Source organism: Streptomyces sp. TLI_053, assembly GCF_900105395.1.
Classification (GTDB): domain Bacteria; phylum Actinomycetota; class Actinomycetes; order Streptomycetales; family Streptomycetaceae; genus Kitasatospora.
The window spans coordinates 3,861,468-3,876,943 of record NZ_LT629775.1 but is presented as its reverse complement, the minus strand read 5'-3'; the positions used below and the strand labels follow the sequence as shown (position 1 = coordinate 3,876,943).

General features: G+C 74.0%; 16 protein-coding genes. 10 read left to right on the top strand and 6 right to left on the bottom strand.

Translation table 11 applies throughout. The features are described 5' to 3' along the window. Positions 1-4 precede the first annotated feature (4 nt). Positions 5-577, top strand: coding sequence for a cob(I)yrinic acid a,c-diamide adenosyltransferase (locus tag BLU95_RS15325; protein WP_093860504.1), 573 nt, complete (start codon positions 5-7; stop codon positions 575-577). A gap of 61 nt (positions 578-638) precedes the next feature. On the opposite strand, the gene BLU95_RS15320 is transcribed toward BLU95_RS15325, so the two are convergent. Beyond that, a complete protein-coding gene (locus tag BLU95_RS15320) occupies positions 639-1,235 on the bottom strand; it encodes a hypothetical protein (protein WP_093860503.1) in 597 nt (198 codons plus the stop codon). Positions 1,236-1,390: 155 nt separating this feature from the next. On the opposite strand from BLU95_RS15320, the gene BLU95_RS15315 reads away from it, so the two are divergent. The 5 genes from BLU95_RS15315 to BLU95_RS15295 all read left to right on the top strand — a co-directional run bounded on the left by BLU95_RS15315 (position 1,391) and on the right by BLU95_RS15295 (position 7,776). Then, a complete protein-coding gene (locus BLU95_RS15315; RefSeq protein ID WP_173862057.1) occupies positions 1,391-2,602 on the top strand; it encodes a sensor histidine kinase in 1,212 nt (403 codons plus the stop codon). Then, a complete protein-coding gene (locus tag BLU95_RS15310) occupies positions 2,599-3,249 on the top strand; it encodes a response regulator (RefSeq protein WP_093860502.1) in 651 nt (216 codons plus the stop codon). Before BLU95_RS15315 ends, BLU95_RS15310 begins: the two co-directional genes overlap by 4 nt. 197 nt (positions 3,250-3,446) lie before the next feature. Then, on the top strand, positions 3,447-4,316 hold the full coding sequence (locus BLU95_RS15305; RefSeq protein ID WP_093860501.1) for a 3-hydroxyacyl-CoA dehydrogenase family protein: 870 nt from the start codon (positions 3,447-3,449) through the stop codon (positions 4,314-4,316). Between the two features lie 473 nt (positions 4,317-4,789). Continuing rightward, positions 4,790-5,122, top strand: a complete 333-nt coding sequence (locus BLU95_RS15300; RefSeq protein ID WP_093860500.1) for an STAS domain-containing protein — start codon at positions 4,790-4,792, stop codon at positions 5,120-5,122. A gap of 200 nt (positions 5,123-5,322) precedes the next feature. After that, a complete protein-coding gene (locus tag BLU95_RS15295) occupies positions 5,323-7,776 on the top strand; it encodes an ATP-binding protein (RefSeq protein WP_159424891.1) in 2,454 nt (817 codons plus the stop codon). A 15-nt stretch (positions 7,777-7,791) separates the two neighbouring features. Here the strand turns inward: BLU95_RS15295 and nucS are convergent, their stop codons facing one another. Then, positions 7,792-8,451, bottom strand: a complete 660-nt coding sequence (nucS, locus tag BLU95_RS15290; protein ID WP_093860498.1) for an endonuclease NucS — start codon at positions 8,449-8,451, stop codon at positions 7,792-7,794. A 510-nt stretch (positions 8,452-8,961) separates the two neighbouring features. Between nucS and BLU95_RS15285 the strand changes: the two genes are divergently transcribed. Beyond that, positions 8,962-9,354 carry an SCO5389 family protein gene (locus BLU95_RS15285; protein WP_093860497.1) on the top strand — a complete coding sequence of 131 codons (393 nt, stop codon included), beginning with the start codon at positions 8,962-8,964 and terminating at the stop codon, positions 9,352-9,354. A gap of 182 nt (positions 9,355-9,536) precedes the next feature. On the opposite strand, the gene BLU95_RS15280 is transcribed toward BLU95_RS15285, so the two are convergent. Continuing rightward, positions 9,537-10,844, bottom strand: coding sequence for an LLM class flavin-dependent oxidoreductase (locus BLU95_RS15280; RefSeq protein WP_093860496.1), 1,308 nt, complete (start codon positions 10,842-10,844; stop codon positions 9,537-9,539). Between the two features lie 228 nt (positions 10,845-11,072). Between BLU95_RS15280 and BLU95_RS15275 the strand changes: the two genes are divergently transcribed. Beyond that, complete coding sequence (locus tag BLU95_RS15275; RefSeq protein ID WP_030392768.1) at positions 11,073-11,396, top strand: Rv1322 family protein; 324 nt, start codon at positions 11,073-11,075, stop codon at positions 11,394-11,396. A 47-nt stretch (positions 11,397-11,443) separates the two neighbouring features. Here the strand turns inward: BLU95_RS15275 and BLU95_RS15270 are convergent, their stop codons facing one another. Next, positions 11,444-12,208 carry an ABC transporter permease subunit gene (locus BLU95_RS15270; RefSeq protein WP_093860495.1) on the bottom strand — a complete coding sequence of 255 codons (765 nt, stop codon included), beginning with the start codon at positions 12,206-12,208 and terminating at the stop codon, positions 11,444-11,446. A gap of 1 nt (position 12,209) precedes the next feature. Further along, positions 12,210-13,214 (bottom strand): ABC transporter ATP-binding protein, encoded by a 1,005-nt coding sequence (locus BLU95_RS15265; protein WP_093860494.1) that lies wholly within the window; start codon positions 13,212-13,214, stop codon positions 12,210-12,212. A 92-nt stretch (positions 13,215-13,306) separates the two neighbouring features. Between BLU95_RS15265 and BLU95_RS15260 the strand changes: the two genes are divergently transcribed. Beyond that, entirely contained in the window at positions 13,307-14,107 is an 801-nt protein-coding gene (locus tag BLU95_RS15260) for an alpha/beta fold hydrolase (RefSeq protein ID WP_093860493.1), read from the top strand. Continuing rightward, positions 14,104-14,424 (top strand): hypothetical protein, encoded by a 321-nt coding sequence (locus tag BLU95_RS15255; protein ID WP_093860492.1) that lies wholly within the window; start codon positions 14,104-14,106, stop codon positions 14,422-14,424. Before BLU95_RS15260 ends, BLU95_RS15255 begins: the two co-directional genes overlap by 4 nt. Positions 14,425-14,500: 76 nt before the next feature. Here BLU95_RS15255 and BLU95_RS15250 read toward each other — a convergent pair whose 3' ends face one another. Then, entirely contained in the window at positions 14,501-15,430 is a 930-nt protein-coding gene (locus tag BLU95_RS15250; RefSeq protein WP_030302799.1) for a coiled-coil domain-containing protein, read from the bottom strand. Between the last annotated feature and the right edge of the window lie 46 nt (positions 15,431-15,476).

Here is a 15,476-nt window from a genome sequence, read left to right as displayed (position 1 = left end):
CCGCATGGTCAATCTGACGCGCATCTACACCCGTACCGGCGACGACGGCACCACGGCGCTCGGTGACATGAGCCGCACGAGCAAGACCGATCCCCGTCTGGTCGCCTACGCGGACACCAACGAGGCCAACGCCGCGATCGGCGTGGCGATCGCGGCCGGCGCGCTGCCGGCCGACGTGGTCACGGTGCTCACCCGGGTGCAGAACGACCTCTTCGACGTCGGCGCCGATCTGGCCACCCCGGTGGTGGAGGACCCGAAGTACCCGCCGCTGCGGGTCGAGCAGTCCTACATCGACAAGCTGGAGACGGACTGCGACCACTACCTGGCGGAGCTGGAGAAGCTGCGCAGCTTCATCCTCCCCGGCGGCACCCCGGGCGCCGCGTACCTGCACCTGGCCTGCACCGTGGTCCGGCGGGCCGAGCGGGCCACCTGGGCGGCGATCGACACCCACGGGGACACCGTCAACCCGCTGACCGCCAAGTACCTGAACCGGCTGTCCGACCTGCTGTTCATCCTGGCCCGGGCCGCCAACAAGGAGCGCGGCGACGTGCTCTGGGTGCCCGGCGAGAACCGCTGAGGCGACCGCGCGCCGATGCGGTGGACCGTCTCCCGTTCGGTCCACCGCACCCGCCGCCGTTCTAGAACTGCTTCGCCTGCTCGGGGACGTGCCGCTCGACGATCCGGCCGTCCTCGACGACCGCGCCGGCCGGCGGCTGCTTCGGCCAGAGGGTGTAGCTGGTGGCGATGACGAGGTTCACCACGGCGGCGATGCCCAGCCGCCAGTACCACTGGTCGAACACCCCGGTCCCGGTGGCGTCGGTGAACAGCTTCAGCGCGGTGATCAGGGTGAGCGTGATCGCCACCGAGACCAGGGTGCGCAGGCAGATCCGCCACTCGTACCGGCTCCGGGCCGTGCCGTACTTGGGCGAGGGCAGCGGCTTCGGGCCGCCGCCGAAGCGGTGCTGGAACCACCCGTCGGCCCAGCGGACCACGGACGGCCCGAAGCCGACCGAGAAGCCCAGGTAGCTCGCGGCGAGGGCGTGCGTCCAGGAGGCGGTGGCGCCGCCGCGCAGGTCGAGGAAGGTGAGCAGGAACAGCACCAGGTCGATCACGGGCAGCCCGACCAGCAGGACGGTGCTCACCTTCCGCCACCGCAGCAGGTAGCGGGCGGCCAGGCCCAGTGCGAGAACCACCCAGAAGGCGACCTCGGCGGCGAGGACAAGGGTGACGATCATGGTGCGCTCCAGTTCTCGACGACGCCTCCAGCCTCCCCGCGGCACCTCCGGGCGCGCGTCGTCGGCGGGGACGGACCGTGGCTGCATCTTTCGATGTAGCCGGGCTCCTCCCGCCTCCGGAGCCGGGCGCGGTCCGGGGATGATCTGATGGGGTCGTGCGCAGACCCACACCCACCCCACGGCAGGTCGATGCCACGATCGCGCTGGCCGGGCTGGCCGGCGGACTGCTGCTGATCGCCTTCAAGGTGTACGACCAGTCGTCGTCGATGCCTCGCTGGCAGGTGCTGCCGGCGCTGCTGGCGATGGCGGCCCTGGAACTGGTCCGGCGGACCAGGCCGATCACCATCGCGGTGCTCGGTGGGCTGGTCTTCGCCGGGAGCATCTTCTCCGGCGCCCTGCTGGCGACCACCATGATGTACACCGACCTGCTCTACGCGGCGGTGGTGTACGGGCCCCGGCGGATGTCGCCGGTCCTGCACGTCACCGGGACCGCCTCGGTGCTGGTGCTGACCACCCTGACCCTCGTCTACGGCGACACGGGTTCGGCGGTCGCGGTGGCCGTGATCACCACCCTGGTCTTCCTGGGCCCGCTCTGGAGCGCCGACATCGTGCGCAAGCACCGGCAGGAGGCGGAGTCCCAGCGGCTGCGGGCGGAACAGACCGCGCTGCTCTCGGAGATGGACCGGCGCGAGGCGGTGGTCGCCGAACGGTCGAGGATGGCGCGCGAGTTGCACGACGTGGTGGCCAACCACCTGTCGGCGATCGCGATCCACGCGACCGGCGCGCAGTCGATGGCGCGGCGTCAGGGCCGGCCGGCGGACGATCCGGTGCTGGAGGTGCTGGGCGTGATCCGCGAGAACAGCGTCCAGGGGCTGGCCGAAATGCGCCGCATCGTCGGGCTGCTGCGGGAGAGCGGCGGGGGCGAGGCCGACGAGTCGTACGCCGCGCCGGACCTGTCGGCGGTGGACGCGCTGCTCGCCAAGGCGCGGGCGGCCGGGCGGGACGTCGGGCTGGACTTCGAGCTGACCGAGAGCGGCGAGCGCGGGGTCCTGCCGGTGCCGGTCGGCCTGGCCGCGTACCGGATCGTGCAGGAGTCGCTGACCAACGCGCTCAAGCACGCCGGCCCGGGGGAGGTCCGGGTGCTGCTGGACTTCCGGCCCGGGGAGCTGAGGATCAGTGTGGACAGCCCGTTCCGGACCGGCGCCGGGCAGGCGCTGCCGGGGGCCAGGGCCGGGCTGGTCGGCATGGCGGAACGGGCCTCGCTGCTGGGCGGAGGCTTCGAGGCCGGGCCGAAGGACGGGAGCTGGAGCGTGCGCGCGGTGCTGCCGAGGGAGCACTCGACGGAGGAAGGGGCGGGACGGTCATGACGATCCGGGTACTGGTCGCGGAGGACCAGGCGGCGGTGCGCGCGGCACTGGTGATGATCCTGCGGGCCGAGCCGGACCTGGAGGTGGTCGGCCAGGCGGCGGACGGCGAGGAGGCCGTCCGGCTGGCGCTGGAGCTGCGGCCCGACGTCGTCCTGATGGACGTGCAGATGCCGCGGCTGGACGGGGTCTCGGCCACCCGCCAGGTGGTGACGGCCGGGGCCGCGCAGGTGCTGGTGCTGACGACCTTCGACCTGGACGAGTACGTCTACGGCGCGCTGCGGGCCGGTGCGGCCGGGTTCCTGCTGAAGGACCTGGAGGCGGACGCGCTGGTCGACGGCATCCGCACGGTGGCGCGCGGGGACGGCATGCTGGCGCCCTCGGTGACCCGCCGGCTGATCGGGACCTTCGCCCGGCCGGAGCGGCAGGTGGGGCCGGAGGTCCGGACGGCGGTGGCCGGGCTGACGCCGCGCGAGCGGGAGGTGCTGGCCTGCATCGGTGCCGGGCTGTCGAACGGTGAGATCGCCGGGCGGCTGGAGATGGCGGAGGCGACCACCAAGACCCATGTCAGCCGGATCCTGGCCAAGCTGAGGCTGCGCAGCCGGGTGCAGGCGGCGATCCTGGCCCAGGATCTCGGGCTGATGATCTGACCGGTCCGATCGATCCGATCAGCTGACCTTCTCGCCCGCTCAGGTCTGTCGCAGATCACACCCCCGGATGCCACCACGGGCGCCGGATCGGCATTAAAGTCCCGCCCATGAGTGATGCGGCTCGGTGGGTGACCCCTGCCTTGAGCCGCCTTCAGGGCCCGCCCACCAGGGCGGCGACGGCATCGGGAGACCAAGCCATGAGCAGTGCGTCCAGCAAGCAGATCGCCGTGATCGGGGCCGGCCTGATGGGCGCCGGCATCGCCCAGGTCTCCGCCCAGGCCGGCCACCCGGTGGTCCTGCGCGACGTGACCGAGGAGGCGCTGCGCCGGGGCCTCGACGGCATCCGCGCCTCGTACGACAAGTTCGTCTCCAAGGGCCGGCTCACCGCCGAGGACGCCGAGGCGGCGCTCGGCCGGATCACCACCACCACCGACCTCGGCGCGGTCGCCGAGGCGGACATCGTGGTCGAGGCGGTGTTCGAGCAGCTGGAGGTCAAGGAAGGCGTCTTCAAGGAGCTCGACAAGCTCGCCAAGGACGGCGCGGTGCTCGCCTCCAACACCTCCGCCATCCCGATCACCCGGATCGCCGCCGCCACCTCGCGCCCCGAGTCCGTCGTCGGCGTGCACTTCTTCTCGCCGGTGCCGCTGATGAAGCTGGTCGAGCTGGTCCGCGGCTACAAGACCAGTGACGAGACGCTGGCCACCGCCCGGGCCTTCGCCGAGGGCGTCGGCAAGGACGTCGTGGTGGTCAACCGCGACGTGGCCGGTTTCGTCACCACCCGTCTGATCACCGCCCTGGTCGTCGAGGCCGCCAAGCTCTACGAGTCGGGCGTCGCCTCCGCCGAGGACATCGACACCGCCTGCCGGCTCGGTTTCGGCCACCCGATGGGCCCGCTGGAGACCGCCGACCTGACCGGCGTGGACATCCTGCTGCACGCCGCGCGGAACATCTACAGCGAGACCCAGGACGAGAAGTTCGCCGCCCCGGAGATCATGGCGCGCATGGTCACCGCCGGTGACCTGGGCCGCAAGAGCGGCCGCGGTTTCTACCCGTACCCGGGCAAGTGACGGCCGCCGGCTGAGCCGACGGACCGGACGGGCCGCGCGGTCGCGGGACCGCGCGGCCCGTTCTGCCGGACCTGGTGAGTTTCCTCACGCCGGTGCCGCAGACGGGTGATTTGGGCGGTAATCGAGCGTAAGTGTGGAGAGTTCCTGCGTATATTCCCTCGGACGAGTGAAGTTGCTTCAGATCCGGCCGGAACCAGCAACCCGAGGGCCCGGCTCGCCGTCAGATGGATGACGGGGAACCCGGCATTCCGTCCGGGGCCGGCGCGCGGGGCCGCAGCGCCCGCCCGACGCCCGGAGCGTCACCGCCCCCGGTCCGGCACCGCCGGCGGCACCCGTACCGACCGAGACCCACCCGGCCACCGACCCCACCGAGACCCACCCGGCCACCGACACCCGGCGGCACCGACCGCCAGGACCGGCGCCGAGCCCGGTCCGCCCCGGCACGCCGGGCCCGCCCCGCGGAGGAGGAGAGCATGCGCATCACCGGCAACCACGTGGCGCTGGCCCTCGAAGGCCGCCTCGACGTGCGTACCGCCGCCGACGCGCGGGCGCGGCTGCACCAGGCCGTCGACGGCGGCCTCGGCGACCTCGTGCTCGACCTCGGCCGGCTGGAGTTCTGGGACGCCACCGGCCTGGGCGTGATCATGGGTACCCACCGCCGGGCCGGACGGATCGGCCGGCGGCTGGTGCTCCGCTCCGTCCCGGCCCAGCTCCAGCGCCTCCTGGTGGCCACCCGGCTGCACCGCATCCTCGCCGTCGAGGGCGTCACCGCCGACTCCCTGGGCGCCACCCTGCCGGCCCTCTGACCGCCCCGGCGCCGCCCCCGGAGCGGCCCCGGACCTCGCGATCCCCTGCGCCGCTCGGCCGGTGACGGCCCGACGCTGCGCGGGCGGGTGCGGATGTGCGAGAGTCTGGCGTCAGGAAACGGCCGCCGGGGCCCGGCCGCGGGCCGCGGACGCGGCCGGCCGGTACGGAGCGACGGCGCGAGCGCGGGGCGGAGCAGAACGTGGCACAGCCAACCGGGGACTTCCGGCAGGAGTCCGTGCGCACCCGGAACGGTGAACTCGTCTCCGGCGGACTGCTGGTGGGGGTCGGCGGTCCCGAGGGCTCCGAGGTCCGGCCCTGTCCCGAGGAGTGGCGCCCCCGCCCCCGCCGGACCGGGCCGGGAGCACCCGCTCGCGGCCCGGTCGGTGATCCCGGCCGCCAGGTCGGCCCGCTGGCGCTCGGCGCCGGCCCCGCCGACCTCCCGCTGCTCGACCGCGAGGCCGACATCGCCCAACTGCTCGGCCTGCTCGCCGAGGGGCGCTCGATACGCCTGGTCGGCCAGGCCGGTTCCGGCCGCAGCACCCTGCTGTCGGCCGTCGCCGCGGCCGCCGGCGACCTCGCCCCCGGCGGCGTGGTCCAGCTCCGCGGCCACCGGCGCACCGCCGCCGACCTGCTCCAGGAACTCTTCGCCGCGACCCACCACGCCCCCGGCTTCCGCCCCGACCCCGGTCAGCTCGCCGAGCACCTCGCGGGTGTCGGCGCGATCGTCGTCATCGACGAGGTCGAACCCGCCGGCGCCGAACTGGAGGCGCTGCTCGCCACCGCGCCCGACTGCGCCTTCCTGATCTCCTCCGCCGCCGACGGCCCGCTGCTCCCGGCCGACTCCCGGCTCCAGGACCACCTGGTGGCCGGTCTCTCCCGGCAGGCCTGCCTGGCGCTCGCCGCGCGGCTGGCCGGACGGCCCCTGGACGCGGCCGAGAAGGCCTGGGCGGTGGACCTCTGGTTCGAGTCCGAGGGACTGCCGCTGCGCTTCGTCCAGGCCGCCGCGCTGCTGCGGCAGCGGGACGTCGCGGTGGACGCCCTGGTCGCCGCCGAGGAGGACCGGATGGACGTCTTCGGCGCCGTCCGGGAGCCCGTCCACGACCCCGACCCGGCGGTCCGCGAGGCGTCGCTGCGGGGCAGCGTGCCGCTGCCCTCGGTCGCCGAGTCCACCCTCCCCGCCGTCCGGCTGGCCGAGGGGCTGAGCGAGACCGCCCAGGCCGTGCTGAGGCTCGCGGTGGCCCTCGGCGGCGAGTGCCCGACCGCCCCGCACCTGCCCGCCCTGATCGACGTCGGCCAGGGCGAGAGCGCGCTCGCCGAACTCGCCGACGCCGGACTCGCGGTCTCGATCGGCGGCCACCACCGGCTGACCGCCGGGGCGCTGGACCTGCTCGCCCCGCACTGGCCGGCCCGGGACAGCGTGGACGGCGCCGCCCAGCACTTCTCCTGGTGGGTCGGGCACTCCTCGGTCTCGCTGCCGCAGATCGCGGCCGAGGCCGAGGTGGTGATCGGCGTGCTGCTCGCCGACCGGGCCGCCGGGCGGCACGACTCGGTGCGAAGGCTGGCGCGGGCGGCTGCCCCCGCACTGGCCCTGGCGCTGCGCTGGGGGGCCTGGGAGCGGGCGCTGGAGCTCGGCCTGGAGGCGGCCCGGCGGACCGGTGCCGGGGCCGACGAGGCCTGGTTCCGCCACGAGCTGGGTGTGTACGCCGTCTGCGTCCACGAACCCGGGCGGGCCGTGGCCGAGTTGGAGGCCGCGCTGAGGCTGCGGTCCGCGCTCGGCGAGGTGCGGGGGGCGGCCGGGGCGCGCCGGATGCTCGATCTGCTGCGGGCCGAGGGCCGCCAGTTGACGGCCGCGGCGCCGGCGGGCCCGGGTTCGGTCCGCAGGCCCGGTATCCGGGCCATCGCGCGGGTGCCGCTGCGGATCGGCGCGGCGGCGGCCGGTCCTGGCCGGAGCAGACGGACGGTCATAGCCGCCTCGGCGGCGGTGCTGGCGCTGGGCGTGCTCGGGACGGCGGTCGGGCTGACGGTGACCGGGGAGGACCGCGGCAACGACCCGCACAGCAGCAGCGACGACGGTTCGACCCTGCCCGGCGCCGGGACCTCGCCGCGTCCGTCCTCGCCCCGGCCGTCGGCCTCGGGGGCCTCCTCGCCGGTCACCCTGCCGGCCGGCGGAGCGTCCGAGGGGGCGGTCGGGCCGGTGCAGCAGTCGACGGCCGGCACCGTGCCGAGCGGCGGCGCGACGGCCTCCCGGACCCCCTCGGGGTCGCCGTCGGCCTCGGGCTCGGCCTCGAAGAAGCCGACCGGCTCGCCGAGCCCCGGAGGCAGCACCGCCGCCACACCCCCGCCGACCCAGGCCCCCAACCCGCCGCAGCCTCCCGGGGGCGGCACGGGCGGCGGCGGGACGACGGGCGGCACGACCGGCGGGACCACGGGCGGAACGACCGGCGGCACCGCGGGCGGGGGGAACGGCGGGAACGGCGGCACCCAGCCGACCGGGGACCCCAGCCCGTCGCCGTCCACGTCGTCGCCGACGGCGACCCAGACGCCGACCCAACCGCCGACCCAGCCCCCTAGCGGGACGGCCACGCCGACGGGCCCGGCGAGCCCGACGACGTCCGCCCCGGTGTCCTCGTCGATGTCCTCACCGGCCGGCTGACCGGCCGGCCGGGGGTCAGAACAGCTTCAGCTTGTCGTCGTCGATGCCGCGCAGCCCGTCGTAGTCCAGCACCACGCAGCCGATGCCGCGGTCGGTGGCCAGCACGCGGGCCTGGGGCTTGATCTCCTGCGCGGCGAAGACGCCCTTCACCGGGGCCAGCAGCGGGTCCCGGTTGAGCAGTTCCAGGTAGCGGGTGAGCTGTTCGACACCGTCGATCTCGCCGCGCCGCTTGATCTCCACGGCGACCGTGGTGCCGTCGGAGTCGCGGCACAGGATGTCCACCGGGCCGATCGCGGTCGGGTACTCGCGGCGGATCAGCGACCAGCCGGCGCCGAGCACCTCCATCCGGTCCGCGAGCAGCTCCTGGAGGTGCGCCTCGACGCCGTCCTTGATGAGACCGGGGTCCACCCCGAGTTCGTGGGAGGAATCGTGCAGCACCTCCTCCAGCGTGATGATGAGCTTCTCGCCGGCCTTGTTCTCCACCGTCCAGACCCCGTCGGCCTCCCTGAGGACGCACGGCGGGGACATCCAGTTGAGCGGCTTGTAGGCACGGTCGTCGGCGTGGATGCTGACGCTGCCGTCGGCCTTGACCAGGATGAGCCTGGTGGCGGAGGGCAGATGGGCGGAGAGCCGACCGGCATAGTCGACTGAGCAGCGGGCAATTACGAGACGCACGGTCGACCACGCTAGCCCACCGGGGCCAGTTGATGCGATTCCACGACGACGGGGTGAAGAATCCGCGAACCCCGCCACGATGGATGCCCTGCGATCCCGTCAAAGCCTGTCGGCACCCTGGCGGCCACCACCATAGACAGCTACGGTGTGTGACGGCTTGCTTGCGGGAGCGCTGTCAACGGGGATGGAGACTTCAGATGAACGATCCGACAGGTTCCGGCCAATCCGCCGCACGGGGGCGTATTCCCGGAGGAATCCGCCGGAACCACCGGCCTGGTCCGTCGTTGGCTGCCACGCTGTTCTGAGCGGCGGCGCCCCGGCCGCGTCCCTCGACGGACCAGCGGCGCCCCTGCCTCGGCGCGCGTTGCCGGGAACAACGGTCGTCCGACGGCGTCACACCCGTCCGACGGTGTTCCGGACACGGACGCGCCTACACCCTCACCCTCAGCTCTGACTTGGACCACGCATCACCGCCCGCGCGCCGCGCGGGCGGTCCCGAGAGGAGAATCCATGTCGCTCGACGTCTCACCGGCCCTGCTGGAGAAGGCCGAGCGGGACGAGGTCGACGAGCGGGAGTTCGTCGACTGCGTCCGCGTCTCCCTGCCGTACGCCTGGGAGCTGATCAGCTCGCTGGTCGCCCGGGCCGAGGTCGACGGCACCGACTTCGCCGACAACCATGTACCGCCGCCCAGCGAGCAGGCCCGCGGCCAGCTCCTGCGGGCACTGGCCAGCGACGCCATCCGGGGAGCCCTGGAGCGGCACTTCGGCGTCCGGCTGGCCTTCCAGAACTGTCACCGGGTGGCGGTCTTCCGGCCGTCCTCCGCCAACAAGAAGCGGTACGAGCGCTTCACCTCGGTCCGCGAGCAGCTCCTCAACCAGTCCGACGAACTCCGGGACTGTTAGTCGCCCGCTCGCTGTGTTGTCGCCCGCTCGCCTCTGTCGTGGGGCTCGGGGCGGTGCTTTCGCCCGCTCGCCTCCCTCGTGGGGCTCGGGGCGGGAGTCGCCCGCTCGCCTCCGGGCGCTCTGCTCCGGCGCCGGGGCGCAGGCCGGCCGCCGGCAACCCCTCGGGTCCCGGCGGCCGTGCGTCAGCCGAGTTGCGGCAGGACCTCGGAGCCGAGCCGCGCGATGTTGTGCAGGGTGGCCTCCCGGTCGCCGCTGCCTTCGGCGAGCAGCGCGAACCGGCGGATGCCGGTCCGCTCGGCGGTGGCCAGCAGCCGGTCCGCGCACTGCCTCGGGGTTCCGACCGCGTGCAGGTCGCAGAGCAGCTCGGTGTACTGGTGCGGATCGCGCATCTTCCGCTCCCGGCCGTCCACCGTGCGGTGGGCGCCGAGCCCGAACTCGAACCAGCCGGGCATGGCGCCCAGCAGGGTGGCCCGGGCGGTCGAGGCACGGTCGTCGACCTGGGCGACCCCGGCCGCGACGTGCTGACGGGTGATCCGCCGCAGTTGCTCCTCGCCGCGCCCGGCCGCCAGCCAGGCGGAACGATACAGCTCCAGCATGTGCAGCTTGTCCTCGTCGCCGGAGTGCATGCCCAGCAGCATCGGCAGGCCCCGCTCGGCGGCGGTGCGGACCCCGCCGGGCGAGGTGCAGGCCACCACCATCGGCGGGCCGGCCACCGGCCGGCCGGTGGCGGTGAGCTCCTCGGCGGAGCCGTCGGCGTCCAGGCGCTGGCGGGGGAAGCGCAGGGTGCCGGCCCGTTCGTCGAGGCCGAGCCAGGCGCCGAGGTCCGGCTGCCGCGGTGGCTCGGTGGCCCGTGGCACCACGGCGACCTCGGGGAAGGTGAACTGCGGCCCGGCCGCGCCCACCCGGGTCCCGCGCAGCCAGCGCAGCAGCAGGTCGAGCCGCTCCGGGAAGCCCCGTTCGAAGGCGTCGACACCGCCGCCGAACACCTCCAGGTCGATCCACGGGCCGCCGCGCCCCACCCCGAGCGTGAAGCGTCCGTCGGAGGTGAGGTGCAGCAGTGCCGCCTGTTCCCCGAGAGCCACCGGATGGGTGGTGGAGAGCACGCTGACCGCCGTGCCGATGCCGATCCGCCTGGTCCGGCCGAGCAGCAGTGCGGCCAGCGTGGCGGCGTTGGGGCAGACCCCGTACGGGACGAAGTGGTGCTCGGCCAGCCAGACGCTGTCGAGTCCCGCCTGTTCGGCCGCGACGGCGGCGCGGACGGTGCGGTCGAGCGCCTCCCCGTGGGTCTGGCCGGGGAACTGCGCCGAGAGCAGGAACGCCCCGACCTGGACGGGTGCGGTGTCCGCGCCGGCGGCGGCGGTGCGCCGGTCCGCCGGCAGCGGGGTGCCGGCGGCGGCCGTCACGGTGGTGGGGGTCAGCGCCGGGCCGGGGGCCGGCGGGCGTACCCCGACGGGCCGGCGGGTCTCGGCGCGGGTGCTGGTTCTGGTCATGGTGAGGCCTCCTCGGGTGCGCGCAGGGTCTGCGGGCCCCGCCTGTCCCCTCGTGAGTAGCCCATGTCATGTGCCAATGGCACGCCGAACCACCAATTTCCCAGAGAATCGGGTGGATCTCACGGGAAACAGCCGATCATCCTCCGATGCCGTGATAGTGGCCCGCCCCGGCGGTGCGCGGCCGTACGCTGGAACGGTTCCCGACACCCCGCAGAGAGGTAGTCCGACGTGTCGCCCCGACGCAACCGGATCAAGAGCGCCGCCGAACCGGACCGGGCGGAGCCGGCCGCCCCGATGGGCAGCTCGATGCGCCGGACCGAGAGCTACCAGGGCGACGACTGGGTGGTGCAGACGGTCGCCGGGACGGCCGGCCGGCACTACCGCTGCCCGGGCTGCGACCAGGAGATCCCGCCCGGGACGGGGCACCTGGTGGCGTGGCCGCTGCACGGCGCGGGCGTGGACGACCGGCGGCACTGGCACCGGGCCTGCTGGGGCGCGCGGGAGCGCCGGGCCTCGAACCTGCTCCGCGGCCGCGGCGCTCCCCGCTACTGACCCGTACCGGTCGGTCCGCACCGACCGGTTCCGGCGTCCCGCCCGGCTCAGGCGTCGCGGTTCTTCAGCACCAGCGCCCCGCCGGCCAGCGCGGCGACCGTCCAGGCCAGGCAGATCAGGAAGCCCGCCCACGGCCCGTACGGCTGGCCGTGCTGCTCGTAGACCAGCAGCATCCGGGAGCCCGCGTAGTCGGGGAAGTAGTGGGCGACGGTCTTGGCGCCCGGCACCGCGGAGAGGATCGGCGAGAGCAGGAAGAAGAACGGCACCAGCACGCCCAGCGCGAGGGTCTGGTTGTGCAGCATCGTGGTGACCCCGGCCGAGAAGAGGCAGAGCATCGTCAGGTAGAGCGCGGCGCCGAACACCGCGCGCAGCACGTTCGGCTCGCCCAGCGAGGTCGAGTGGTCGCCGAGCAGCGCCTGGCCGGTGAAGAAGGTCAGGAAGGCCGTCACCAGCGAGACCGCCAGGGCGAGCCCCCCGAGGACCACGGCCTTGCCGGTGAGCAGGGTGCCGCGCTGCGGGACGGCCGCCAGGGTGACCCGGATCATCCCGCTGCTGTACTCGTTGCCGATCGCCAGGACGCCGAAGACGATGATCGCCAGCTCGCCGAGGAGAATGCCGGAGAAGGCGGTGCCGGTGGCGTCGAACGGGGTGTTGTCGCTGCGGAACTCCTCGAAGTTGTTGTTGGTCAGCAGCGACAGCAGGGCGCCGACGCCGAGGGTGACCACGAAGGTCAGCGCGAGGGTCCAGATCGTCGAGCGGACGCTGCGGATCTTGGTCCACTCGGAGCGCAGGACCGCGGGGAAGGACGCCATCTCAGTTCTCCTCCGTGCCGCGGGCGGCCGGCTGCCCGGCCGCCCCGCCCTTCCAGTCGGCGCCCCAGACGCCGGGTGCGCCGGCCGCGTCCCGGCCCGGCCCGTCGCCGGCGTGGTACTCCACCGCGTCGGCCGTCATCTGCATGAACGCCTCCTCCAACGAGGCCTGCTGCGGGCTGAGTTCGTGCAGCACCACGCCGTTCGCGGCGGCCAGGTCGCCGAGTGCGGCGAGGTCGCCGTCGACCACCTCGACCGAACCCCCGGGGCCCGCCTCGTGCCGCAGCCCGGCTCCGGCCAGCGCGTCGAGCAGCCGCTCGGGCTGCGGGGTGCGCAGTCGGACGGCGGAGCGGGAGTTGCGCCGGATGAATTCGGCCATCGGCAGGTCGGCCAGCAGCCGGCCCCGGCCGATGACCACCAGGTGGTCCGCCGTGACGGCCATCTCGCTCATCAGGTGGGAGGAGACGAAGACGGTCCGGCCCTCGGCGGCGAGGCGCTTCATGAGGTTGCGGATCCAGAGGATGCCCTCCGGGTCGAGCCCGTTCACCGGTTCGTCGAACATCACGATCTCCGGGTCCCCGAGCAGCGCGCAGGCGATGCCGAGGCGCTGGCCCATGCCGAGCGAGAAGCCGCGGGCCCGCTTGCGGGCGACCGGGGTGAGGCCGACCAGGGCGAGCGCCTCGTCGACCCGGCGCTCGGGGATCCGGTTGCTCTGGGCGAGCCAGAGCAGGTGGTCCCGGGCGGTGCGGCCGGGGTGGACGGCCTTGGCCTCCAGCAGCGCGCCGATGTACTTGAGCGGTTCGCTCAGCTGTCCGTATCTCCTGCCGTCGATGGTGACCCGGCCGCCGGTGGGGCGGTCCAGGTCGAGGATCATGCGCATCGTGGTGGACTTCCCGGCACCGTTGGGCCCCAGGAACCCGGTGACCACGCCCTGCGGGACCTTGAAGCTCAGCCGGTCGACGGCCAGGGTCGAGCCGTAACGTTTGGTCAGGTCGTGCAACTCGATCATCGCTGCTCCCTTACTCTCCGTCAGGCTATGACAAAGCGGACAAGGTGGCCCGCTGAGTGGGCCCGCCGGGCGCACCGGAATACGGTGGCCCCATGACCCAGCTCCCCTCCGCAGTGTCGGTCCGCGAGAGCGGTACCGGAACTCCCCTCGTGCTGCTGCACGCCTTTCCGCTCAGTGCCGCCATGTGGTCCGCCCAACTGGAGACGCTGCCCGGCCCGACCGGGGACCGGGCCCGGGTGATCGCCCCGGACCAGCGCGGCTTCGGCGGTGCCGGGCTGGGCTCCGAGGAGCCCTCGCTGGACACCGTCGCCGACGACGTCGCCCGGCTGCTGGACACCGCCGGGATCGACCGGACGGTGCTCGGCGGGCTCTCCATGGGCGGCTACGTGGCGCTGGCCTTCGCCGAGCGCCACCCCGACCGGCTGGCGGGCCTGCTGCTGGCCAACACGAAGGCCACCGCCGACCCGGAGCCGGCCAGGACCAACCGGGAGCGGATCGCGGCCGCGGTACTGGCCCGGGACAGCGTCCGGCTGCTGCTCGACGAGCGGATGGCGGCCGGCCAGCTGGGGCCGGACTCCCAGCATCTGGTGGACCGGGTGGAGGGGATGGTCGCGGCCGCCCCGCCGGCCACCGTCGCGTGGGCGCAGCGGGCCATGGCGGCCCGCCCGGAGCGGCTGGAGGTGCTGGCCGGGGTGCGGGTGCCGACCGCCGTGCTGGCGGGCGCGGAGGACGCGCTGATGCCCGTCGGCGAGGCCGAGCTGATGGCGCGGGCCCTGCCGGACGCCGAGCTGACCGTGCTGCCCCGGGTGGGGCACCTGAGCGCGATCGAGGCACCGGAGGCCTTCGACGCGGTCGCGCGCCGGCTGCTGGAGCGGGTGGTGGCGGCGGGATGACGGAGGACCGTGCGGAGGCCGGCGGCTGGGACTTCTCCGCGTTGGAGGTGACCGGCCGGATCCCGTTGACCAATCGGGGCGAGGGGCTGCTCGAACTGACCCTGGAGCCGCTGGGGGAGGACTACTGGATGCGTCCGGGGGAGACGTTCATCGTCACCTCGTACGGCGACTACGGGTCGGGGCACCCGTTCGAGGTGCAGTACTGGCCGGACTCGGTGTCGGTCTGGTGCACCTCGTGGTTCGGCACCGTCTCGGACGACGAGGGCAACCAGCTGAGCCACGGCCACCAGCGGCCGGACGGCGCCTACCCGCGCTGAGCCGCCCGCCCGCGCCGAGGAAGCGTGACGGCCCCCGCCCGGGAGGGGCGGGGGCCGTCGGGGTTCGCGGACCGCGTCAGCGCGACTGCTGGGCGGGCACGCCCATGGTGTCGTCGTTCGGCAGCGAGGCGGCGGCCACGGCCGCGCCGGTCAGCGTCGCCAGCATCTCGCGGACGTTGGTCAGCTGGGCGTTGATGCTGTCGCGGCGGTTGGTCAGCGCCGCCAGCTCGCGCTCGGACTCGCTGCGGATGCGGTCGGCCTTGGCGTTGGCGTCGGCCACGATGTCCTCGGACTGGCGCTGGGCCGTCTCGACGGTCTGGCGGGCGCGGCGCTCGGCGTCGGTGCGCAGCTTCTCGGCCTCCAGGCGCAGCTGCTCGGCCCGGTGCTCGATCTCGGCCAGCCGCTTCTCGGCCTTGGCCTGGCGGGCGGCCAGGTCGCGCTCGGACTGCTCGCGGCGCTTCGCCAGGTTGGTCTCGAACTCCAGCGCGGCCTGGGCGGCCTTGGTGCGGGTCTCCTCGAAGAGGGCGTCCGCCTCCTCGCGCTTGTTCTGCGCGTCCTTGTTGGCCTCGGCGCGCAGCTGGGCGGAGTCGCTCTTGGCCTTGTCGACGATCCGCAGACCCTCGTCCTCGGCCTTGGCCTTGCGGTCCTTGGCGTAGTTCTCGGCCTCGGTGCGCACCTGCTGGGCGGCGGCCTCGGCGAGCTCGCGGTGCTGCTCGGCGGCGCGGTGCGCCTCCTCGCGCAGGTCCTTGGCCTCCTCCTCGGCGAGGCGCAGGATCTTCTCGACCCGGGCACCGAGACCGGCGTACGACGGCTCCGCCTCGGCGACCGCCGCCTGGGCGGTCTGGGTCTCCAGGTGGAGCTCCTCGATGCGCTTCTCGAGTGCGCTGATCCGGGTCAAGGCACTGTCACGGTCGGCCACCAGCTTGGTGATCCGCTCGTCGACCTGGGCGCGCTCGTACCCACGGCGCACCAGGTCGAAGCCGTGAGGGGAGTGACTGTCGCTCATGGGGTTCTGGGCTTCCTGTCGTCAAACCGCTGAGGTGGTTGAGGGA

Coding starts and splice junctions, on each gene's coding strand:
- BLU95_RS15325 (WP_093860504.1), top strand. CDS start 5: ATGGTCAATCTGACGCGCATCTACACCCGTACCGGCGACGACGGCACC.
- BLU95_RS15320 (WP_093860503.1), bottom strand. CDS start 1,235: ATGATCGTCACCCTTGTCCTCGCCGCCGAGGTCGCCTTCTGGGTGGTT.
- BLU95_RS15310 (WP_093860502.1), top strand. CDS start 2,599: ATGACGATCCGGGTACTGGTCGCGGAGGACCAGGCGGCGGTGCGCGCG.
- BLU95_RS15305 (WP_093860501.1), top strand. CDS start 3,447: ATGAGCAGTGCGTCCAGCAAGCAGATCGCCGTGATCGGGGCCGGCCTG.
- BLU95_RS15300 (WP_093860500.1), top strand. CDS start 4,790: ATGCGCATCACCGGCAACCACGTGGCGCTGGCCCTCGAAGGCCGCCTC.
- BLU95_RS15285 (WP_093860497.1), top strand. CDS start 8,962: ATGTCGCTCGACGTCTCACCGGCCCTGCTGGAGAAGGCCGAGCGGGAC.
- BLU95_RS15280 (WP_093860496.1), bottom strand. CDS start 10,844: ATGACCAGAACCAGCACCCGCGCCGAGACCCGCCGGCCCGTCGGGGTA.
- BLU95_RS15270 (WP_093860495.1), bottom strand. CDS start 12,208: ATGGCGTCCTTCCCCGCGGTCCTGCGCTCCGAGTGGACCAAGATCCGC.
- BLU95_RS15265 (WP_093860494.1), bottom strand. CDS start 13,214: ATGATCGAGTTGCACGACCTGACCAAACGTTACGGCTCGACCCTGGCC.
- BLU95_RS15260 (WP_093860493.1), top strand. CDS start 13,307: ATGACCCAGCTCCCCTCCGCAGTGTCGGTCCGCGAGAGCGGTACCGGA.
- BLU95_RS15255 (WP_093860492.1), top strand. CDS start 14,104: ATGACGGAGGACCGTGCGGAGGCCGGCGGCTGGGACTTCTCCGCGTTG.
- BLU95_RS15250 (WP_030302799.1), bottom strand. CDS start 15,430: ATGAGCGACAGTCACTCCCCTCACGGCTTCGACCTGGTGCGCCGTGGG.